At 66.0% G+C, this 20,547-nt stretch carries 19 protein-coding genes; 13 read left to right on the top strand and 6 right to left on the bottom strand.

The annotated features are described in order from the left end of the window. Positions 1-66: 66 nt before the first annotated feature. From G6N68_RS28590 to G6N68_RS28580, 3 genes are read left to right on the top strand one after another with little or no spacing between them, the layout of a single operon-like run. Complete coding sequence (locus tag G6N68_RS28590; RefSeq protein ID WP_163719499.1) at positions 67-630, top strand: PadR family transcriptional regulator; 564 nt, start codon at positions 67-69, stop codon at positions 628-630. A 28-nt stretch (positions 631-658) separates the two neighbouring features. Continuing rightward, positions 659-1,093 (top strand): cupin domain-containing protein, encoded by a 435-nt coding sequence (locus tag G6N68_RS28585; RefSeq protein ID WP_240355966.1) that lies wholly within the window; start codon positions 659-661, stop codon positions 1,091-1,093. A gap of 3 nt (positions 1,094-1,096) precedes the next feature. Continuing rightward, on the top strand, positions 1,097-2,545 hold the full coding sequence (locus G6N68_RS28580) for a flavin-containing monooxygenase (protein ID WP_163719498.1): 1,449 nt from the start codon (positions 1,097-1,099) through the stop codon (positions 2,543-2,545). Here G6N68_RS28580 and G6N68_RS28575 read toward each other — a convergent pair. After that, positions 2,542-3,108 carry a TetR/AcrR family transcriptional regulator gene (locus G6N68_RS28575; RefSeq protein WP_163719497.1) on the bottom strand — a complete coding sequence of 189 codons (567 nt, stop codon included), beginning with the start codon at positions 3,106-3,108 and terminating at the stop codon, positions 2,542-2,544. The genes G6N68_RS28580 and G6N68_RS28575 overlap by 4 nt on opposite strands. A gap of 98 nt (positions 3,109-3,206) precedes the next feature. Here G6N68_RS28575 and G6N68_RS28570 point away from each other — a divergent pair, with 98 nt between their 5' ends. Both G6N68_RS28570 and G6N68_RS28565 read left to right on the top strand, forming a co-directional pair. Continuing rightward, the gene (locus tag G6N68_RS28570) at positions 3,207-3,614 is read left to right on the top strand and encodes a hypothetical protein (RefSeq protein ID WP_163719496.1); all 408 of its coding nucleotides are present in this window, start codon (positions 3,207-3,209) and stop codon (positions 3,612-3,614) included. Next, positions 3,611-5,119 (top strand): FAD-dependent oxidoreductase, encoded by a 1,509-nt coding sequence (locus G6N68_RS28565; protein ID WP_163719495.1) that lies wholly within the window; start codon positions 3,611-3,613, stop codon positions 5,117-5,119. Before G6N68_RS28570 ends, G6N68_RS28565 begins: the two co-directional genes overlap by 4 nt. Here the strand turns inward: G6N68_RS28565 and G6N68_RS28560 are convergent. Both G6N68_RS28560 and G6N68_RS28555 read right to left on the bottom strand, forming a co-directional pair. Next, a complete protein-coding gene (locus G6N68_RS28560; protein ID WP_163719494.1) occupies positions 5,067-6,419 on the bottom strand; it encodes a cytochrome P450 in 1,353 nt (450 codons plus the stop codon). The two genes, G6N68_RS28565 and G6N68_RS28560, sit on opposite strands and share 53 nt — an antisense overlap. Positions 6,420-6,461: 42 nt before the next feature. Further along, positions 6,462-7,268, bottom strand: coding sequence for a ParA family protein (locus G6N68_RS28555; RefSeq protein WP_163719493.1), 807 nt, complete (start codon positions 7,266-7,268; stop codon positions 6,462-6,464). Between the two features lie 191 nt (positions 7,269-7,459). Between G6N68_RS28555 and G6N68_RS28550 the strand changes: the two genes are divergently transcribed. From G6N68_RS28550 to G6N68_RS28520, 7 genes are all read left to right on the top strand, one after another. Then, the gene (locus G6N68_RS28550) at positions 7,460-8,590 is read left to right on the top strand and encodes an LLM class flavin-dependent oxidoreductase (protein ID WP_163719492.1); all 1,131 of its coding nucleotides are present in this window, start codon (positions 7,460-7,462) and stop codon (positions 8,588-8,590) included. Continuing rightward, entirely contained in the window at positions 8,520-9,287 is a 768-nt protein-coding gene (locus G6N68_RS28545; protein ID WP_163719491.1) for a DUF1684 domain-containing protein, read from the top strand. Before G6N68_RS28550 ends, G6N68_RS28545 begins: the two co-directional genes overlap by 71 nt. Before the next feature lie 11 nt (positions 9,288-9,298). Continuing rightward, positions 9,299-10,516 (top strand): GNAT family N-acetyltransferase, encoded by a 1,218-nt coding sequence (locus tag G6N68_RS28540; RefSeq protein WP_163719490.1) that lies wholly within the window; start codon positions 9,299-9,301, stop codon positions 10,514-10,516. A gap of 804 nt (positions 10,517-11,320) precedes the next feature. Then, a complete protein-coding gene (locus tag G6N68_RS28535; protein ID WP_163719489.1) occupies positions 11,321-11,935 on the top strand; it encodes a TetR/AcrR family transcriptional regulator in 615 nt (204 codons plus the stop codon). Beyond that, positions 11,932-13,143, top strand: a complete 1,212-nt coding sequence (locus tag G6N68_RS28530) for an acyl-CoA dehydrogenase family protein (RefSeq protein WP_163719488.1) — start codon at positions 11,932-11,934, stop codon at positions 13,141-13,143. Before G6N68_RS28535 ends, G6N68_RS28530 begins: the two co-directional genes overlap by 4 nt. 20 nt (positions 13,144-13,163) lie before the next feature. Then, positions 13,164-14,165 (top strand): LacI family DNA-binding transcriptional regulator, encoded by a 1,002-nt coding sequence (locus G6N68_RS28525; protein WP_163719487.1) that lies wholly within the window; start codon positions 13,164-13,166, stop codon positions 14,163-14,165. 94 nt (positions 14,166-14,259) lie between these two features. Continuing rightward, complete coding sequence (locus G6N68_RS28520; protein ID WP_163719486.1) at positions 14,260-15,717, top strand: aldehyde dehydrogenase family protein; 1,458 nt, start codon at positions 14,260-14,262, stop codon at positions 15,715-15,717. A 9-nt stretch (positions 15,718-15,726) separates the two neighbouring features. Here G6N68_RS28520 and G6N68_RS28515 read toward each other — a convergent pair whose 3' ends face one another. Next, positions 15,727-16,449, bottom strand: a complete 723-nt coding sequence (locus G6N68_RS28515) for a hypothetical protein (protein WP_163719485.1) — start codon at positions 16,447-16,449, stop codon at positions 15,727-15,729. A gap of 165 nt (positions 16,450-16,614) precedes the next feature. On the opposite strand from G6N68_RS28515, the gene helR reads away from it, so the two are divergent. Continuing rightward, on the top strand, positions 16,615-18,813 hold the full coding sequence (gene helR / locus G6N68_RS28510) for an RNA polymerase recycling motor ATPase HelR (protein WP_240355963.1): 2,199 nt from the start codon (positions 16,615-16,617) through the stop codon (positions 18,811-18,813). On the opposite strand, the gene G6N68_RS28505 is transcribed toward helR, so the two are convergent. Both G6N68_RS28505 and G6N68_RS28500 read right to left on the bottom strand, forming a co-directional pair. Next, positions 18,810-19,736, bottom strand: a complete 927-nt coding sequence (locus G6N68_RS28505) for a carbohydrate kinase family protein (protein WP_240355962.1) — start codon at positions 19,734-19,736, stop codon at positions 18,810-18,812. The genes helR and G6N68_RS28505 overlap by 4 nt on opposite strands. Positions 19,737-19,776: 40 nt before the next feature. Then, the gene (locus tag G6N68_RS28500) at positions 19,777-20,496 is read right to left on the bottom strand and encodes an NUDIX hydrolase (RefSeq protein ID WP_163719483.1); all 720 of its coding nucleotides are present in this window, start codon (positions 20,494-20,496) and stop codon (positions 19,777-19,779) included. Positions 20,497-20,547: the final 51 nt, after the last annotated feature.

Genomic DNA, 20,547 nt, shown 5'->3' with positions numbered 1-20,547 from the left:
TGTCGCCGCAGGTGTCCATGCGTTATTAGTCACTTTGTTGATTATTGCTTGTTGTACGATCGCCCGATGTCGCTCCGCGATGCAGTGATGGCCGCACTCCTCGAGGGCGAGGCGTCCGGATACGACCTGGCCAAGCGGTTCAATGCCTCCGTTGCCGACTTCTGGACGGCCACCCCGCAGCAGTTGTACCGCGAGCTGGAACAACTCGCCCAGCGCGGCTTGATCCAGGCGCGTGTTGTTCATCAGGAGCGTCGACCCAACAAGCGGATGTACTCACTCACCGAGGCTGGCCGCCAAGCCATTCACGACTTCACCGCCAGGGCACCGAAACCTTCGGTGTTCCGCGATGAGCTGCTGGTCAAGGTCGCGGCCGTCGACGCCGGTAATGCCGAGGCCGTCCGAGACTTCATCCTCGAGCGATTGCAGTGGGACAGAGCGAAATTGGAACGTTACGAACGATTCCGCGCCCGATTGTTGGACGGCCGCACCGAGCAGGAGTACTTCGCGCAGGCGGAACGAGTCGGCCCCTACCTCACGCTGTTGCGTGGAATAGCGTTCGAACAAGAGAACATTCGGTGGGCTGAGCAGGCGTTGGCCGTTATCGAAAGCCGGCTGCACGTGCAAGCATGATCTCCAGGGTCGATCAAAGGAGATATCCGTGGCGCGAACCTCAGACCACAATCGGGACCGGAATTGGGACCCGAATTGGGATAAGGCCTTCACGGTGGTGCAGGAAGTCCAACCGCCTTTTATCTCCCAGGACGCCCACGCCATGACGGTCGTCGTTGAATACGGGCCCGGCAGCCGGGGCGCTCCCCCGCATCGGCACCCGAGCGGTCCGGCCTTCGGTTACGTGCTCGAGGGCGAAATGCTGTTCGAGCTCGAGGGTGAGCCGCCGCGGGCGATCCGCGCTGGAGAGGCGTTTTGGGAACCGGGTGGTGACGTCATCCACTACCAGGACGGCAACAACCGAGACGACGTCAGAGTGCGTTTCGTCGTCACGATGCTGTGCGTACCGGGCCAACCCATGCTTGTTCTCGTCGACGATGACGAACTCGCGGCACGCCAGCACCTGCGGGCGTCTAATCCCTGACGCATGAGTCCGCGGATCGTCGTCATCGGCGCGGGACTCGCCGGCATCACCGCGCTTTACGTTTTCACCCAGCGGGGTTTCAGGGACGTGACCGTGCTGGAGAAGGGCTCGGACGTGGGCGGGGTCTGGCACTGGAATCGCTATCCGGGACTGACCTGTGACGTGCCCTCTCAGCTCTATCAATTCGGGTTTGCACCCAAGGCCGATTGGTCGCACCTCTTCGCCGAGGGTGCCGACATCCAGCGTTACCACCGCGATGTCGTGGCTTCCCTGGGGCTGCGCGAACACATCCGGTTGAACACCGAAGTCGTTGCGGCACAATGGTTCGAAGACACGGCGAGTTGGAGGCTGTGCACCGCCACGGGCGAGGAGCTAGAGGCCGATGTCGTCGTGTGCGCAACGGGAGTGCTCCATCATCCGGCCATTCCCGATATCCCCGGCCTGGAAGAATTCGATGGACCGGTTGTGCACACCGCACGCTGGGACGACGAAATCGACCTGACCGCAAAGGATGTCGCCGTCATCGGCACCGGATCCACGGGCGTGCAGGTCGTGTCCGCGTTGCAACCGCAAGCCGCTTCGATTGCGCACTATGTCCGTTCACCCCAATGGATCTTGTGGGCGCCAATGTCGTTGCGCCAGAGTGCGCGTGTCAGCTCGCTACTCACGCGCTTTCCGGCCGCGCACGGGCAGTTGTATCGAACCCTGCTTCGAGTGTCCGGGATCCTGGCCGACGTGGCCACCCACCCCTCGTGGCGACGTCGCGCGGTCCAAAACTATGCCCGGCTGTGCCTGCGTCTGCAGGTGCGCGATGACGCACTACGAAAGCAATTGACACCCGACTACCAACCTCTGTGCAAACGGCAGGTCGTCTCCGACAACTATTACCGGGCAATTCAATCCGCCAACGCCGAGTTGGTCACCAATCCGATCGAGGAGGTTACACCCGCCGGGATACGGACGGCGGACGGTCGCATCCGGTCGACGGACGTCATCGTCTTGGCCACCGGGTTCCAGGCGCACAATTACATGCGGCCCATGGAGATCACCGGGCGTGACGGACTCAGCCTCGACAAGGCCTGGTCCGGCGGGCCGCGTGCCTATCGAATGACCGCGATTCCCGGTTTTCCCAACCTGTTTACCGTGTTGGGGCCCAACTCCCCGACCGGATCCATCTCGCTGCAGTACTCGGCCGAACGAACGGCCAACTACATCGTCCACTTCCTGAACATGCTCCGCGACGGCAAGGCCACCTCCATCGAGGTGACCGAGGAAGCGACCGACGAATTCAACGCGGAGGTGGCCGAGGCCATGGGACCCACGGTGTGGAACACCGGATGCAATTCCTGGTACCTCACCGAGAACAACACCGTCGATCTGTGGCCCTATGACCGCGCGAGGTTGACCGCGATGCTGGCCGCTCCAGAGCTGGGCCACTTCGACATTCGCTAGGCGGGTTGGGGCGCGGGTCCTACCAGGTAGCGAGCGAGCACCGGTCGCAGCCATTCGATGAGCTCGGCGTCATCCATCTGCACCAGTGCCGGGATACACAGGATGTAGCGCGCCGTCGCGAGACCGAGCACCTGGGATCCCACCAGGGCCGCGCGCTCGGCGGCGCGATCGGGGACCACCGCGGACAGGGCGGGGGCGACCCGTTCGACGAACACCCCAAGCAGCGCATCCGTGGCCGCAGGGTTGGTAGCGGCCGCACGCAACAACGGCAGAAACGGCCCGTCGGGACCCCAGACCGCCACGAACAACGGCAACAACACGTCCGCGATCCGGTCGGGCGGCACGCCGGACAGATCGGGGAAGGTGATATCGAACCGGGAGGCCGCGGCAAACAGTTCCGCCTTGCTGCCGAAGTAGTGCATCACGAGCGCCGGATCGACGCCGGCCGCCGATGCGACCGATCGGATGGTCGTCCGTTCGAAGCCTTGGTTGCCGAATTGCGACCGTGCGGTCGCCAGAATCGTCGCGCGGGTGGCCTCGCCGTCACGCACTCTTGGGGGCATACCCAGCAGTGTATTCAACAACTGTTGACACAACCAGAGGCGGGGTCTAGCGTTGATTTCAACAGTTGTTGAACTCAACTTCTGGGGAGGCCGAAACCATGACCATCACCGCCATCCAAATCGGACTCGACCCCGACGTGATCGACTACTCCTCGCCCGACTTCGCCCAGTTCCCGGGCCTGACCAGGGAGAGACTTCGCGCCGCCAACGACGACAACGTCGCGGCGTTGCGGACGGCCGGCTATCTCGTCGACAACTGCCTCATCGACTTCGGCCAAGCGGGCGCCGACAAGGCCCGACAGTGGCTTGAGGCCAAGCGCTACGACGCGGTACTCATCGGCGCGGGGGTACGCCTGGTCGCGAACAACACGCTGCTGTTCGAGTCGATCGTCAACGCCGCGCACGCCACTCAGCCCGGGTGTCGCTTCGTCTTCAACCGTGCGGCCGTCGCAACGCCCGACGACATCCGTCGTTGGTACCCACAACCGGAGGAGGTGGCACGATGACCACTCACACCGTCGACGTCCTCGTCGTTGGCGCCGGGCCCACCGGACTGAGCGCCGCGGGAGACCTTGCGCGCGCCGGCCGATCGGTCACCGTCCTGGAGCGCCGCCCGACCCCCCACCCGGCAAGCCGTGCCTTTGCCACCATGGCCCGCACGCTCGAGGTGCTCGATGCCCGCGGGGTCGCGGAGGGCTTGTTGGCGCACTCGCACACGGCGCCGGGGGTCACCGTATTCGCCGGTGGCCGTGTCGATCTCAGCCACCTCGACTCGCCGTACCGATTCGTGATGGTCACCCCGCAATCCAATGTGGACCGGGCGCTGGCCGGCTACGCCGTCGAGCAAGGGGCCGACATCCGGCGCGGCGTCGAGGTCATCGGACTCAGCCAGGATGCGGGCGGGGTGACCGTGACGACGGAGCACGACAGCTGGCGGGCGAAGTACGTTATCGGCGCCGACGGCGCGCACAGCACCGTGCGCAAGTTGGTCGGTGCTGACTTTCCCGGTAAGACGATCCTGTCGTCCATCGTGCTTGCCGACGTGAAGCTCGCCCATGGGCCCGCGGACGGCGGCCTGCGGGTCGGCAGCACCCGTGACGTGTTCGCGTTGCTGGCCCCGTATCACCGCCACGATGCGGACGGCTCGTGGTACCGGACGATGGTCTGGGACCGCCACCACCAAGTACCGGACAGCGAGCCGGTAGATCGGGACGAGGTCGTCGGAATCCTGGCCCGGGCCATGGGAGCCGACCTGGGCGTGCTCGAGGTGGAGTGGAAGTCCCGATTCCATTGCGATGAAAGACAAGTCACGCGGTACCGGCATGGCCGGGTGTTCCTGGCCGGCGACGCTGCACACGTCCATTCCCCGATGGGCGGGCAGGGCATGAACACCGGTATCCAGGACGCGGCCAACCTCGCCTGGAAGATCGACGCGGTGCTCAGCGGCGCCGACGACGCCGTGCTGGACACCTACCACGACGAGCGTCATCCGATCGGTAAGCGGGTGCTGCTGCAATCCGGCATGTTGGCGCGCGGCATCACCCTTCACCCGCGGTTGGCGCGCGGCCTTCGAAACCTGCTGGTGCCTCGGCTACTTCGGATAGCCCGGGTTCGCGACACGATCGCGGGCAGCCTGGCCGGCACGACCTTGCGGTATGCCCGCAACCGCGGCGATCATCCGTTGGTCGGCACCCGTGGAACGCAGATTCCACTGACCCACAACCGGATCGGCGTGCTGCTGCGGGTTGCGCCTGGCTTCCTGTTCGTCCGTGAGCACGGCACCGACGAGATCGATGTCGCCGGGCTGATGCAGGCGGAACGCGCGGATGATGGTCCGGCAGTGCTGATTCGACCAGACGGGTACCTCGCCTGGGCGGGCCGTTCCGCCGACCGATGCGGATGGATGGCGGCCCTTGCCCGGTGGACGGGTCCGGAAGTGCAGCACCCGCATGCACAGTTCATGACGGCACCCGGTGGACATCCGCGTCGGCCTGTCGGGGCGCGCCGCTGACGCGCCGGTACACAACGGCACGGCCACCTTTGGCGGGAGCGGTCGCGACACCGCGCAAGTGGGTGCGCTCGCCGGGAGCGTCAGTAGGGGCGAATTCGAACTCGCGCAACAAAGTTCGCAATGTCACGTTCATCTCCATGTTGGCGAACGCGGCACCGATGCAGCGCCGGACTCCACCGCCGAACGGGATCCACGTGTAGTTGTCAGGTGGGTGGTCCAGGAAGCGATCGGGGTCAAACCTCGTAGCGTCGGCGAAGTTCGCCTCCGCGTCATGCACCAGCGTTGCGCTGGCGACAATCGCGTACCCCGGCGGAATCACCCACGGGCCCAGGCGTATCCGGGATTTCGTCACCCGGGTGGTGCCTTCGATCACCGGACGGGTGCGCTGGACCTCCCAGATCGTGGCCTGACGTAGCCGCGAACCACCGGCGCCGGCCTCTTCAGCCAACCGGGCCAGCAACCGTGGGTGACGCCGGATCCGCTCCACCGTCCACGCCAGGGTCGTCGCCGTCGTCTCGTGGCCGGCGGCCAGCAAGGTCAACAGCTCGTCGGCCACATGCTCGTCGGAGATGGGCGAGCCGTTCTCATAGCGAGCGGCAAGAAGCAGCGACAGCACATCACCGCGTTCCTCGGCGTCGGTTCGTGCTTGATGGATCAGCAACGCGATGATGTCGTCGTACCGTTGCCGGTATCGCACCGCGCGGCCCCAGGGACTTCGCGGCCCAAGGTCGCGCCGTAGCGCGCGAGGCAGCGCCGCCATCCGTGAGGTCAAGGTCACCCACCGCGGCAGGATTTCCCGAAGTTGGTCAAACTCTGCTCCCTGCGCCCCAAAAACGGTGCGCAAGATGGTATTTAGCGTGATACGCATCATCGGCTGCAGAGTCTCGAACTCCCGACCTTCGGGCCAGTTGGCCGTCTCCCGCAACACTTCTTCTTCGACGATGGACTCGTAACCGGTCATCCTGCGGCCATGAAAAGGCGGGACCAGAAGTTTGCGCCGCCGCAGGTGTTCCGCGCCGTCGAGACTGAAGGTCGACCCCGGCCCCAGGATGTCGCCAAGGTTGCCGGGCCGGCCGAGTAGCTCACTGCCGCCGGTGAACAGGTCCTTGATCAACGCCGGATCGCTGATGACCACCGCCGGCCCGATGGTCGGCAGGTTCAGGGTGAAGGCGTCGCCCCACCGCCGCTGCAGGGTCGCGAGCCCTCGCTGCCGCGACACCAGGAAGCCGACGGCCTGCACGAATTTCGGCAGGGCCGGACCGGGCGGCAGCCGGACCGGGTCCGTCGTCGCTTCGGGCACCGTCACCTCCGTCCTGACGTGCCAAGGCGTGCCAATCCCGGATTACTGGGGTGCCGGGGCGGGCCTACCCATCAGATCGCGTTCCAGGAACTCCCGGAAGACCCGCGCAAGGCTTCTCGCGACGGCGTCGTGGCAATCACCGAGCCGGTTGCCGAGTTGGAAGGCCTCATTGATGACGGCCCGCCGCGGCACTTCGGCACGGACCTCGTCGCCGAACTCCCGGTACACCTGCTCCCGGATCGACTGCTCGATGCCGATCCGAGAGTCGAAAGCGGACAGCACAACCCCACACCACTTGAGCGGATGGGTTTGTTGGATGCGTTCCACCCTGTTGCGTGCCTCGATGGCTTTGCGGACCGCGTCGCGAGTGGGGGTGATCGGCGCGTACGCCACGTCACCCAGATGCATTGCCAGGGCTTCCAGCGAACCGGTGCGGCCGCCGGTGTCGATCAGGACAAGTTCATAGCGATCGTAAATACCGCCGACGGTGAAGATCGCGCGCAGCAGCCCGGTGTCCGACACCCCAATGTTGGCGACGCGGCCTAGCGAAGCGCCGGCGGGCAGCAACTCGACGTTGGGCCACTTGGTGTCGATGATTTCCTCGTCGATTCGCTTTGCACCCTGTTCGGGTTTCCCCCAGAAGCTGATGCCGGCCTCTTCCAGCACCGAACCCAGGCCGGTCGAGTGCTGTGACACCCCGAAATGGTTGGACAGATTGCGCTCCGGATCTGCGTCGACCAGCAGGGTGGAGATGCCGGCCCGCGAGGCCTCCCCTGCCAGCATCATCTGCCAGAGCGTTTTCGCTGTCCCGCCTTTACCCGAGAGCACCAGCACCGACACGGCTACCACTGCGTGCCTCCACCAAATGCCGGTCTCACTTGGGCAGCGTCCCTCCATCACGTTCGCGGCATGTCAGACACCGCAGCGGTGACAGCCTATAAGTTGCTCGGCAACGCGGTAAGAACCTGGGGAAGGCTCCGTCGGGAATGAAGCCGGTCAGCCCGGGGTTCGTCTAGTTCGACACCCCGATTAGGCACCAGATGAAGTTTCTGCTGATAACACTGATCACCCACCTTCCGGACCCGGTCACGGGTGCGAAGAAGAGTGCCGCCGACCGGCTGCGCGACGTCCTCGAAAAGGCCGTCCTCGCCGAGGAATTGGGTTTCGACGGCTTCGCCGTCGGCGAGCGTCACGAAGATCCTTTCATCTCGTCCTCCCCGCCGGTGGTGCTGAGCAACATCGCGGCGCGCACCTCGCGGATTGGACTGTTCACCGCGGTAACCACGCTGAGCCTGCTCGACCCGGTCCGCGCCTTCGAGGACTACTCGACGCTGGACAACCTGTCCGGCGGGCGGCTGGAGCTGATCATCGGCAAAGGCAACGGGACGGCGCAGGCCGAGTTGTTCCACGTGACCACGGCGGACCAGTGGGACCGCAACCGCGAAGGCTACGAGCTGTTTCGCTTGCTCTGGGAAAACGAGGACGTGACCTGGTCCGGCCGATTTCGCCCGCCACTGGTCCACGCCAAGACACTTCCCCGGCCTTTTCAGGACCGAATTCGCATCTGGCACGGCAGTGCGACCAGCAGGGATTCCGTCGACCTTGCCGCGCGCCACGGTGACCCGATCTTCTCCGCCAACGTCAGCCACCCCGTCGAGCCCTACGCCGAACTGGTTCGTCACTACCGGGAGAGGTGGGAGTTCTACGGCCGACGGCCCGAGGACGCACTGGTCGGCGCCGGGACGGCCGGCTTCTACGTCACCAAGAAGTCTCAGGACGCCGTGGCCGCCTACCGGCCCGCGTTCGAGGCCCGCTTGGCGGCGCAGCGCCGCGGCGGGCTCCCCGCGGTCTTCGAGTCGATCGAGGACTTCATCGAACGCAGCTCTGCTTTGGTGGGCAGTCCCGAGCAGGTGATCGACAAGGTCGGCCGCTATCACGAGCAACTAGGCCACGAGGTGATGCACCTCAGCGCTGACAACGACGGCGTGACGCCCAACCAACAGCGTCGTAGCCTCGAACTGTTCCAATCCGACGTGGCACCCGTTCTGCGTCAGCGCATCAAAAGCCGCCCTCTCGTCGCACAGGAAGGTGTCGTAAGCAATGACAACCACAGCAGACACGGCAACGGAGACATTCGAAACAGCTTGGCACCGCTGGCACGCGGATCGTGAGCGCTACTTCGCCGACCCCCTCGGCTGGGTGAGCCTGACCGGGTTGTATTGGCTCACCGAGGAATTCGAGGTCGTCGCGGACCTTCCCGGGCAGTGGCGCGCGGATGCCGACGCTGTCTACGTGCAGGGGCTCGACGGAACCGAAAAGCTCGAACCCGTCGAGGGTGCGCCAGGATTGCTCGTCGACATCGGGGAACGCAGGATCGAGGTGATCCGGCGAACCGGATCGGCCGCCTTGCGGGTGCATGACCCGAACTCTCCCCATCTCCGGACGTACCAGGGCATTCCCACCTACCAACCGAATGAAAAGTGGCGTGTCGCAGGACGATTCACCCGGTACGACGAACCGAGAACGGTCACGACGGGTGCCGTCGTAGAAGGACTCGAACATCACCTCAATGCGGTTGGGGTCATCGATTTCGAACTGGCCGGTGAGCGCCAGCAGCTCATCGCGTTCGGTGGAGCCGACGGGGCGCTGCAGGTACTGTTCACCGACGCAACCAGTGGCGTGACGACCTATCCCGGTGCCCGCTCACTGTCGATCGGCGAGCGCGGCGACGACGGGTCCGTGATCCTTGATTTCAACCGTGCGTCGAACTTGCCGTGCTCGTTTACCGACTATGCGACGTGTCCGGTGGCGCCGGCCGAGAACAGGCTGTCCGTGGCGGTGGAAGCGGGTGAAAAGAACCCCCGTTGAATGATGGTCCTATGACCACGCAGATCCTGGTTCTGGATAAGGCGGATGACCTCGTCACCGCGCTCAAGGTGTTTCGCGCCGCGATGGTTGGGTTGCCACCGCTGTCGAACACCTCGCCTGATGTCGTCACTTCGCTGCTCGAACCGGGCCGCACCATCGGGGCTTTCGTGGACGGGCAACTCGTGGGCACCGCCGACGCCCAGACCAGCCGACTGACACTTCCCGGCGGGGCGCTGGTTAACCACGCGGCCGTGACCCACATCGGGGTGCTGCCGTCGTTCACCCGACGCGGTATCGCCACCGACCTGGTGCGCCATCAGCTGCGCGACATGAGCGCGCGGGGTGAGGTCGTGGCGACGCTGCGGGCGTCGGAGGCGACGATCTATGGCCGGTACGGCTACGGGGTGGCCAGCTCGGCGCAGACCGTCGAGGTTCGGACGGCGCGCGCGGCGCTGCGTCCGGGCGTGGGGACCGGCGGGCCGGTGCGGCTCATCGAGCCCGACGAAGCATGGGACCTGCTGCCACGGATCTGTGCCGAGCATCGGTCATCGCGGCCGGGAACCATTGACCGCCCGCAGGTTTGGTGGCAGAGCCTGCGGTTGCGCACCGAATCTTCGCCCGGCCCTTCGTATATCGCGGTACACGGCGAGCCGGGAGCCGAGTCGGGCTTCGCCCGTTACCGGCCCATCGACACCGAGACCTGGTTCGTCAGCGATCAGCGCACGATCGCCGTCGAGGATTTCTACGCACCCAACACCGAGGCCTACCTCGGCCTGCTGCGCTTCCTGCTCGGCCTCGACCTCATCGATCGTGTGACGTTCTGGATGCTGCCGGTCGACGATCCGCTGCCCTATCTGCTGGCCGACCGCCGAGCCGCGAAACTTGTCGCGGTGCATGACGAAACGTGGCTGCGAGTCATCGACGCCCGTGCGGCACTGGCCGCCCGCAGCTACGCCGACGGTGGGTCTGTCACGATCGCGGTGAATGACCCTCTCCTGCCTGCTAATTCGGCCACCTTCGCGGTCAGCGGCGACGGCGCCACGCCGGCGGACGGGCCAGCCCAGATCGACGTCGACATCGAAGGGCTTGGCGCCGTGCTGCTCGGCGGCGCGTCCTGGCGGAGTTTGATCCTTTCCGGATTGGCCCGCTCTGACGACCCGGGGTCGGTCGTCGTGGCCGAGCGGTTGTTCGCCGTCCCCGACGCCCCGTTCGCCGGCTTCTTCTTCTAGGGGGCTGTGCGGGGTCGGCGCTGGGGCGTCCCGGCTCCGGGGCTGGCCGCGAGCCTGAAATTTGGCAGGTCACCACTCGAACCTTTCCTGCACCGTTACAGGCTCGATGAAGCGAGCGGCGAGGGCGGCGTCGCTGGGGCGGCGATGCGGCGTCGCTGCGGCGTGGCCTGGCCCCGGGGCTGGCCGCGAGCCTGAAATTTGGCAGGTCACCACTCGAACTTTTCCTGCACCGTTACAGGCTCGATGAAGCGGGCGGCGGCGCGGGGTCGCTGCGGCGTGGCCTGGCCCCGGGGCTGGCCGCGAGCCTGAAATTTGGCAGGTCACCACTCGAACTTTTCCTGCACCGTTACAGGCTCGGTGAAGTGGGCGGCGAGGGCGGCGTCGCTGGGGCGTGGCCTGGCCCCGGGGCTGGCCGCGAGCCTGAAATTTGGCAGGTCACCACTCGAACTTTTCCTGCACCGTTACAGGCTCGGTGAAGCGTGCGGCGATGCGGCGTCGCTGCCGCGTGGCCTGGCCCCTGGGCTGGCCGCGAGCCTGAAATTTGGCAGGTCATCACTCGAACTTTTCCTGCACCGTTACAGGCTCGGTGAACAAGGTGGCGGTGAAGCGGGCGTCGCTGCGGCGGCGTTGCGCGCTCGCGGTGGCTGGTCCGAGCTGCAATCTGCAACAGCCCGACACGCCGATCCAGCGTCAGATAGTTCACACTCGGCAGCCCGTGGCCCAGGTCCCCGCGGCCCGGCCCCCCGCGGCCCGGCCAACCCTGCGGATTTGGTCGCCACCGTGGTGAGTGAGTACTCTCTCACCATGCAGGTGTCGGGGCGTGACCGGCTGCTCGCCGAGGCGTTGAAGCTGTTTGCCGCCAAGGGGTACGCAGCGACATCGGTCGCTGATATCCAGCGGGCTTCCGGCCTGGCACCAGGTTCCGGCGCGCTGTACAAGCACTTCGCCTCGAAGCGGGAGCTGCTGGAAGCGGCGGTTGCCTACCGGATCGACAGCATCGTGTCCGCACGCGAGCAATTCGACGCCGGCCGACCCGGCAACGTGGAACAGGCGGTGCGCACCGCGGGTCAGCTGATCTGGAGCAATCTCAAGCAGGGCGAGGACCTGCTCAAGGTCATGCTGCGCGAACCCGACGAACTCGGCGACCTCGACCAAAAGACCTGGCAAGTCATCACGGACAACGCCTATCAACGGTTCGCCGACGAGTTGAAAGCGTCGAACGAGCGGGGCCGCACCAACATCCCGGATCCCGAAGCCGCCGCGGCAGTCGCGATCGGGGCACTGTCCTACGCCGCCACGCTCAAAGCGCTGACCGGCCGGCTGCCGGGAAACATCGACGAAGACCGCTATCTCGAAGCATGGGTGCACCAGACGGTCAGCCTGCTGACCAACCGATCAGATTCAGGAGAAGAGCAATGACGTTCTCGTTGCAGCTGAGCGACGACGTAATCGAAGTCCGGGACTGGGTACACAAGTTCGCGGCCGAGGTGATCCGCCCGGCGGCGGCCGAATGGGATGAACGCGAAGAAACCCCCTGGCCGATCATCCAAGAGGCGGCGAAGGTGGGTCTGTATTCGCCCGACTTCTTCGCGCAGCAGGCGGCCGAGGAGTCGGGGCTGGGCATGCTCACGGCGTTCGAGGAGATGTTCTGGGGCGACGCCGGCATTGCGCTGTCCATCATGGGCACCGGTCTGGCCGCCGCAGCCCTGGCCGGCAACGGAACACCCGAACAGCTCGGACGCTGGCTGCCTGAGATGTTCGGTACCCCGGACGATCCCAAGCTCGGTGCCTTCTGCTCCTCGGAGCCCGACGCGGGTTCCGACGTCGGCGCCATCCGCACTCGTGCCCGCTACGACGAGGCCACGAAAGAGTGGGTGCTCAACGGCACCAAGACGTGGGCGACCAACGGGGGTATCGCCAACGTGCACATCGTGGTGGCGTCGGTCTATCCCGAGCTCGGCACCCGCGGTCAGGCCACATTCGTCATTCCGTCAGACATCGAAGGCCTGTCGCAAGGGCAGAAGTTCAAGAAGCACGGCATTCGCGCTTCGCACACCGCCGAGGTGGTGCTCGACAACGTGCGGCTGTCCGAGGACATGATTCTGGGCGGGCGCGAGAAGTTCGAGGCCCGCATCGCCCGGGTCAAATCCGGCGCTTCGGCCCGTGGGCAGGCGGCGCTCAAGACCTTCGAACGTACCCGGCCCACCGTCGGCGCGATGGCCGTCGGGGTGGCGCGAGCCGCCTACGAGTACGCCCTCGAATATGCTTGCCAGCGTGAGCAATTCGGCCGCAAGATCGGCGAATTCCAGGCAGTGGCGTTCAAGCTTGCCGACATGAAGTGTCGTATCGACGCGGCCCGGCTGCTGGTGTGGCGGGCCGGCTGGATGGCGCGCAACAACCAGAGCTTCGACGCGGCCGAAGGTTCGATGGCCAAGCTGGTGGCGAGTGAGACCGCGGTGTATGTCACCGACGAAGCCATCCAGATCTTGGGCGGCAACGGGTACACCCGCGACTACCCAGTGGAGCGGATGCACCGCGACGCGAAGATCTTCACGATCTTCGAGGGAACCAGCGAAATCCAACGCCTGGTGATTTCGCGAGCGCTGACCGGGCTGCCAATTCGCTAGCGGCCATGCCACGATGAGGCATGGCCGGTCCGGAGGGTGACGCCTCAAGCGTGAACAAGCTCACGCGACCGACCAATGCCGATGTGGCCCGCCTCGTGGGCGTATCGACGGCCACGGTCAGTTACGTCCTGAACGAGGCGGAGGGCAAGAAGATCTCGCCGCGCACCCGGGAGGCGGTCTACCGGGCCGCCGAACAACTCGGCTACCGGCCCAATCTCGCTGCCCGCAACCTGGCTCGGGGCAAGAGCGGAGTGGTGCTGTACATCGTTCCGCGGGTGGCGGTCGGCGAAATGCCGATGCAGGCCGGAAGCCGGATGACCACGGAATTGGCGGGCCGTGGGTTGCTGCAGGTGCAGATCTTCGAGACCGAAGACGATCAGCACGTCATCGACGCGATCAAGAACATTGACCCCGTCGCGATCGCCAGCCTGTTTCCGCTCAGCGCCAAGGTCCTCGACATGGTGCGGTCGGCTGCCATCCCGCATATCGAGATCGGGACGTTGCAGGCACTCGGCGATCCGCATCTGTCAGTCGGCGAACTGCGGGTCGAGCACCTAGTGTCTCGGGGCCACCAGCGAATTGGGTTCGCCTACACCGGAATTAAGCGGTGGCGGCCCCTGGGGGACTACTGGTTGCAGGGTGTCACCGGAGCGGCCCAGGCGCGTGGCCTCCCGCCCGTCCAGGTAGCCGATGTCACCCAGGACAACGCCGCGCGGGTGGTCACCGACTGGGTGCGCGACGGTGTCACCGCGGTGTGCGCGCAGAGCGACGAGATCGCTTGCCTGGTGCTGTACGGGATCCGCGAAGCGGGTTTGCGTTGTCCCGACGACCTTGCCGTGATGGGCGTCGACGCCACCCCGATGGCAGCCCTGAGCTCACCTCCGTTGACGACGGTGGAGTTCAATCCCATCGCCGTGGCGGACGCTGCGATCGCCGCGCTGCTCAGCGAGCTGGGCTATCCCGCGCCACCACCGCCGGAACCGGCCGATATCGCCCGGTTGATCGTCCGGGCCTCGACCTGACGACCAGCGTGTCGCAGTACTGAGCGTTGGACACGACGAGGTTAAGCGCGTAACTTCCTCGGAAAGTCGCAACGCCGCGAGGAGGGGATCAGTCATGTCGGTGCAGGCTGTGCTGGAGGAAATTCGTGAACGGCCCGGCACGGGTGAGGTCATTCCCATCATCGACCCGTCCACCGAGGAGCAGATCACCGAGTTCACCGACTGCGGACCCGAGGCGATCGACGCCGCGGTCGCGCGCGCAAAGGCGTCCGCCGAGGCCGGGGTCTGGTCCGGCCTGCCCGACTACGAGCGCGCCAAGGTGCTGTGGCGGGTCGCCGACCTGATCGACGAGAACGCGAACATTCTCGCCGAGCTCGAATCGCTCAACGCCGGAATTCCGCCCGCCCAAGCGCAGATCATCACCAAGGTCGGTTCCGAATGGTTTCGCTACTACGCCGGATGGTGCACCAAGATCGACGGGATAGCGCGTGACGTCAACACCGGCGGACTCACCGGCGTCGACTCACACATGCACACCTACACGCTGCGCGAGCCGTACGGCGTGGTGGGGCTGATCTTCCCGTGGAACGGCCCGGTCTTCAACTTCTGCGCCAAGCTCGCGCCCGCACTGGCCGCGGGTTGCAGCAGCGTGGTGAAACCCGCTGAGGAGACTCCCCTTTCGGCCCTGGTTCTCGATCGGATCCTCGCCGAAGCCGGGGTGCCGGAAGGTGTGGTCAATCTGGTCAACGGCTACGGCCACACCGCTGGGGCGGCGATCACCGCGCACCCCGACGTGGAGAAAGTTGCCTTCACCGGTTCGACCGAGGTCGGCCGCGCGATCGTGCACGCCTCGGCGGACAGCAACCTCAACAAGATCACCCTCGAGCTCGGCGGCAAGTCGCCGGTGGTGATGTTCGACGACGCCAACCTCGACCTCGCCATCCCGATGGCGTCGTTCGGTACGTTCATCCACTCCGGCCAGGCGTGTGTCTGCGGATCGCGCATCTTCGCCCAGCGCGGCATCTACGAACAGGTGGTGGAGGGCATCGCCAACATGGCGAATCTCATGCAGTTGGGTGGCCCCCAGGACGAGGGCGCCATGGTCGGGCCGCTGATCAGCCAGAAGCAGCTCAATCGCGTCCTGGGTTACATCGATCAGGGCAAATCCGACGGAGTCGAAATCGTCACCGGCGGAAGTCGATTGGACCGCAAGGGCTACTTCGTGCACCCGACCGTCGTCACCAACGTCGATCCCGACAACAGCAGGTTGTTCCAGGAGGAGATCTTCGGTCCGGTCGTGACCATCCTGCCGTTCGATGACGAGGACGAGGCGGTCGCCTTGGCCAACAACAGCACCTACGGCCTGGCCGCCACCACCTGGACGAATGACCTCGGCCGCGCCCACCGGATCGCCAAGCGACTCAAGGCCGGCACCGTCGGGCTGAACTGCCAGATGCAGTTCGACCACTCCATGCCGTTCGGCGGGTACAAGCAATCCGGCTGGGGCTACGAATCCGGCAAGGCCGGCATCGAGACCTACCTGCAGACCAAGATCGTCTGGGCGCAGATGTAGCCGGTTGCGTTAAGCCGCAACACCTTTGCGCTTCGGATCGCCGACGACGCTCAAACCGGCGAGACGACGCCACGATCGGATGGCATTGCGGGTGACACCCACGATCTGGGCGGCGCCGCCATCCAAGTGGGCCAGTCGGTGCGCGCGCAGCGCATTGCCGGTGACGGCGTCCAGGGTGCCCCAATCATCGGTGTGAATGAGCGAGGTCGACTGGTAGGCCGCCCGGACCGCATACCGCTGGGCGCACGGCTCCATCGCGGCGCTGATCTCACGTGCGGCGCGAGCTGCACTGTCCCATAAGGCAATCGGCGGCGTGGCACCGGGGACAAACCTGCGATGCAGCTCGGCGATGTCAGAAACCACTTGCGCGGCGGCGCTTTCCGCGTAGCGAACGACACCCCATGGCGGACTGACGAGCAGCTTCGACACCCAGGCGTGAATCACGGTGTCGCCAACGCTGTCCGTCGGTGAGGCGGTACCTACCGTCAGCCAAGCCAGGTCCAGGACGAGCAGGCTGTCCTCGGGCGACAGGTAGCCGTCCGGTCCGGCCAGCTGGTCGTTGCACAGCTGCACGAAGGATGCCAACGGCCGCGCCGTCGTCGCCGGGAAGTCGGTGATCTGCTCGTCGCCGTTGATGTAGGAGATGACGTTCATCGCGCACCCTTTGCCCGACCCTGGCTGGTGGGATCCGCGGGCCAGTCGCAGCGGGTGGGTGATGCGGTCAAGGTCCATTGTCGTGGACACTACGCCGTGTGACGGTGGGATGCTGAGAAGGTCATTCCGTGTTGCCACATCCAGCCTATAACGGCGACCGGGGCTTGCGGCAAGGCCGGGGTCATGCCGCACAATCGCTGGCCTAGGCCAAAAGCAGGCCGCGAGGGGGACCAAGAGGGAGACGTGTCAACTCATAACTACGAGGACGAATTACGTTCCGAACAAAGCTACGTGGCCAACCTTTACGCGCGGCTCGACGCCGAGCGCGCACGGCTGAAGAACAGCTACCAAGAGGCGCTGCGGAGCCCCATCGACCAAATGGATGGCGGGACCTTGGTGCAGCGCGACAGCGAGGTGCGCGCCCTGGCCAGGTCCGTGCGACGGCTTGATGTGGCAGACAACGGATTGTGCTTCGGCCGGCTCGACGCCCGGACGGGCGAACGGCTGTACATCGGCCGCATCGGCCTTCTCGACGAAGACAACGACTACCAGCCCCTTTTGCTGGATTGGCGGGCGCCGGCGGCGCAAGCGTTCTACATCGCCACGGCGGCCAGCCCGGAAAACATGCGGCGGCGTCGCCAGTTCCACACCCGGGGGCGGCGCGTGCTCGAATTCACCGACGAGGTGTTCGGCCGTCCCGGGGACGGTGAGCGCGGCGACGCGGCACTCCTCGCCGCGGTCAACGCGCCGCGCGGCGACGGCATGCGCGACATCGTGGCGACGATTCAGGCCGAACAGGACCGGATCATCCGACTCGATCACGCAGGGGTGCTGGTCATCGAGGGTGGGCCGGGCACCGGCAAGACGGTGGTTGCGCTGCACCGCGTCGCGTACCTGCTGTACACGCAGCGGGACCGGTTCGAACGGCAAGGGGTGCTGGTGGTTGGCCCCAACCAGGCGTTCCTGAAGTACATCGACCGGGTGCTGCCGTCATTGGGCGAGTCCGAGGTGGTGTTCATGACCATTGGTGACCTCGTGCCCGGACTGCACATCACCGCCGAGGACACCCCGCAAGTGGCGCGCCTCAAAGGCTCGCTACAGATGTTGGACGTCCTCAAGGCGGCGATCACCGACCGACAGCGGCTACCCGAGGACCCGCTGCCGATCGAGTTATCGGACGTCACGGTGCAGATCGATGCCGAGACCGCGGAGTGGGCCAGGCAGGAGGCGCGGGACAGCGGCCTGCCGCACAACGATGCGCGCTCGGTGTTTCGGGAGATCGTCACGTACGTGCTCACCGAACGGGCCATCGCCCGGATCGGACGTGGTTGGCTGAGCCGCAAGGACACCCAGGCGTGGGAACAGTTGCGGGAGGACCTGACTGAGGAGCTCGCCGGCAACCGCCAATTCAAGGCCGCGCTCGCCGAACTCTGGCCGATACTGACGCCGGAGAACCTGCTTTCGACGTTGTACGAATCACCCGAGCGGCTGCGGGCGGCCGGAGCCGACCCCGCGCTCGAACGTGCCGATGGCCTGGCCTGGACGGTGTCCGACGTACCGCTACTCGACGAACTCGTCGATCTATTGGGCGGCGACAGGGCGGCAGACGAAGCGGCCGAACAGGAACGGCAAGCCCAAGCCGAATACGCCGCCGGCGTGCTGGACCTCATGCTCAGCCGCGAGGACCTGATGGACGACGAAGACCGCCTGCTCGCCACCGACCTGATCTACGGCGAGGACCTGGCGGAACGATTCGCCGAGCGGGATACCCGTGATCTCGTCGAACGTGCTGCGGCGGACCGGAATTGGACGTATGGGCACGTGGTGGTCGACGAGGCACAGGAGTTGTCGGAGATGGACTGGCGGGTGCTGATGCGACGCTGCCCGGCTCGATCCTTCACTGTGGTAGGCGATCTCGCGCAGCGCCGGTCGGAGGCCGGGGCGAGGTCGTGGGAAGCGATGCTGCAACCGTATGCGGCGGATCGGTGGGTTTACCGGTCGCTGTCGGTCAACTACCGCACCCCTACAGAAATCATGGCCGTCGCCACCGCGCTGCTCGCCGAGTTCGCGCCGGGAGTTCGGCCACCCGAATCCGTTCGTGCATGTGGCGTCGCGCCGTGGTCCAAGCGGGTCACTGAGCACGAACTACCCGCTGCCATCGAGGAATTCGTCCGCGACGAAGCCGGCCGGGAAGGCACCAGCGTTGTGATAGGTCCGGCCGGGGTGCCCGGTGCGATCCTCCCGTCGGAAACAAAGGGGCTGGAGTTCGACGCGGTCCTGGTGGTGGAGCCGGAACGGATCCTGTCCGAAGGCCCGCGGGGTGCCGCCGAGTTGTATGTCGCGTTGACGCGTGCGACGCAGCGCCTCGGCGTGCTGCATGTTGGGCCATTGCCGACAGCGCTGTCCGGACTCGTCGACGTCACGCCTGCCGTGAGTCGCTAGGCAGTCGGCGCCGAGGAAGCGAACGCCTCGACGGTGGCGAGGTCGTAGCGTCCGGCGCCCGTGCCGATGCCCTGCGCGACGTGCGCCGCCACCGCACAGCCGAGTTGCGCCGCGGCGCGAAAGTCACGGCCGAGGGATCGTCCCACCAGGAACCCGGCGGAGAAGGCGTCGCCACACCCGGTGGTGTCCACAACGTTGATGGCGTACGCGGGGACCTCGACGACCTCGTCGGCGGTGACGACGATTGCCCCGTCGCCGCCGCAGGTGAGGGCGACGCAGCCGACACCCCGGTCGATGAGGGCGCGTGCGCCGTCGACGAGTGACTCGGACCCGGTGAACCCGCGCACCTGTTCGTCGTTGGGCAGCAGATAGTCGGTGTGGGGCAACGCATCTGCGATCCACTCGAGGGTGCCGGGATCGCCGGCGGCCAGGATGTCGACAGACGTGGTGAGGCCCTTTGAGCGCGCCGGCGCCAGAAGCTCACCGGCGGCCACACCGCCCAGGAACTCGGGCCCGCCGAGATGGAGGTGCGTGAATTGGCCCAGTGCGTCCGGCTTGAAATCGTCCACGCTGTATTGGCCATTCGCGCCGACGCAGTGCCACGCGGGTCGGTCACCGTTCGGCCGCACGGGTATCACCGATGACGACGTTTGGCTGCCGGGCTTGACGACCAGACCGCTGGTATCGACCCCCTCGGCGGCAAGCAGGTTGACCAGGCTCTGGCCGATGGCGTCGCCGCCGATGGCACCGAAGGTATGCACCTCGGCGCCGAGTCGGCTGAGGACGACGGCGGTGCCACCGGCGGTGCCGGCCGCCGAGAAGGCGATGGTTTCTACCAGGGCACCCGTGGATCCGTCCGGAATGGACTCGATGCCGATGACGTGAACGTCGAGAATGTGGACGCCGACGGTCGCGATTCTCACCGCCAGATTGTCGCACTGCGGCCCAACGCTGCGGCGGACCCTACTTCCAGGCGAAGGTTGGTTGCTCCAGGTGATCGACCGGGTCATGACGGCCTTCCAGACCCAGCCACCGCATCTGCAGCAGCACGGCTCCCGTCGGCGCGTGAATCAGGTCATTACCCAGCGGGATCTGTACCACCGGACGAGGGCTTTCCGGAATGCTGATGTACCTCGGTGAATCGTCGCGTTGCAGCTGATGCAATCCGACGCGGTACACCGCAACGACCTCGTCGGGCGCGGGCCGCAGATCGAGCCGGCCACCACCCCAAATCACCACCGGGGTGATCACGTATCCGGAGCGGGTCGGGTAGTCGTCGAGGACGCCGAGCACGGTCGAGTCGGGGAGCCTGACGCCGACCTCTTCGTCGAGTTCACGCAACGCGGCGTCGATCACCGTTTCCCCGGGGTCGAGGCGGCCACCGGGCAGCGCCCACTGTGCCGGATGCGAGTTGAGGCGAGAGGTTCTGCGACACAGGAGGAATGCGGCACCGCCTGACACGTCGACCATCCGGCCGTCCAGACCCCATGCCGGCATGGGCCATCCGTCATTCCAGTCGTCAACGTTCGCCGGGTCCACTCTGTCCTCGCCGAGTTCGGAGTCGACGAGCACCACCGCGACCGCGGCATGCCGCTTGGTCGGGTCGCTCACTGCGCGCCGTTCGTGGCCCGTCAAATGGACCCGGATCCGTTCGCGCAGTGCCTCGTCATAGGCGATCGTCACCATTCGACTGTAAGTGCCCCCAATAGGTGTGCGCGCAAGGTGTGACGAGGC

This window comes from Mycobacterium bourgelatii (assembly GCF_010723575.1).
GTDB lineage: Bacteria > Actinomycetota > Actinomycetes > Mycobacteriales > Mycobacteriaceae > Mycobacterium > Mycobacterium bourgelatii.
Note: the sequence above shows the minus strand (reverse complement) of the source record. Positions and strands in the feature narration are given on the sequence as shown.

Excerpts from the sequence above, each read along its gene's own strand:
- G6N68_RS28530 (WP_163719488.1), top strand. The coding sequence starts at position 11,932 with ATGACGTTCTCGTTGCAGCTGAGCGACGACGTAATCGAAGTCCGGGAC.
- G6N68_RS28590 (WP_163719499.1), top strand. The coding sequence starts at position 67 with ATGTCGCTCCGCGATGCAGTGATGGCCGCACTCCTCGAGGGCGAGGCG.
- G6N68_RS28540 (WP_163719490.1), top strand. The coding sequence starts at position 9,299 with ATGACCACGCAGATCCTGGTTCTGGATAAGGCGGATGACCTCGTCACC.
- G6N68_RS28525 (WP_163719487.1), top strand. The coding sequence starts at position 13,164 with ATGGCCGGTCCGGAGGGTGACGCCTCAAGCGTGAACAAGCTCACGCGA.
- G6N68_RS28545 (WP_163719491.1), top strand. The coding sequence starts at position 8,520 with ATGACAACCACAGCAGACACGGCAACGGAGACATTCGAAACAGCTTGG.
- G6N68_RS28565 (WP_163719495.1), top strand. The coding sequence starts at position 3,611 with ATGACCACTCACACCGTCGACGTCCTCGTCGTTGGCGCCGGGCCCACC.
- G6N68_RS28580 (WP_163719498.1), top strand. The coding sequence starts at position 1,097 with ATGAGTCCGCGGATCGTCGTCATCGGCGCGGGACTCGCCGGCATCACC.
- G6N68_RS28515 (WP_163719485.1), bottom strand. The coding sequence starts at position 16,449 with ATGGACCTTGACCGCATCACCCACCCGCTGCGACTGGCCCGCGGATCC.
- G6N68_RS28575 (WP_163719497.1), bottom strand. The coding sequence starts at position 3,108 with ATGCCCCCAAGAGTGCGTGACGGCGAGGCCACCCGCGCGACGATTCTG.
- G6N68_RS28550 (WP_163719492.1), top strand. The coding sequence starts at position 7,460 with ATGAAGTTTCTGCTGATAACACTGATCACCCACCTTCCGGACCCGGTC.
- G6N68_RS28570 (WP_163719496.1), top strand. The coding sequence starts at position 3,207 with ATGACCATCACCGCCATCCAAATCGGACTCGACCCCGACGTGATCGAC.
- G6N68_RS28520 (WP_163719486.1), top strand. The coding sequence starts at position 14,260 with ATGTCGGTGCAGGCTGTGCTGGAGGAAATTCGTGAACGGCCCGGCACG.
- G6N68_RS28535 (WP_163719489.1), top strand. The coding sequence starts at position 11,321 with ATGCAGGTGTCGGGGCGTGACCGGCTGCTCGCCGAGGCGTTGAAGCTG.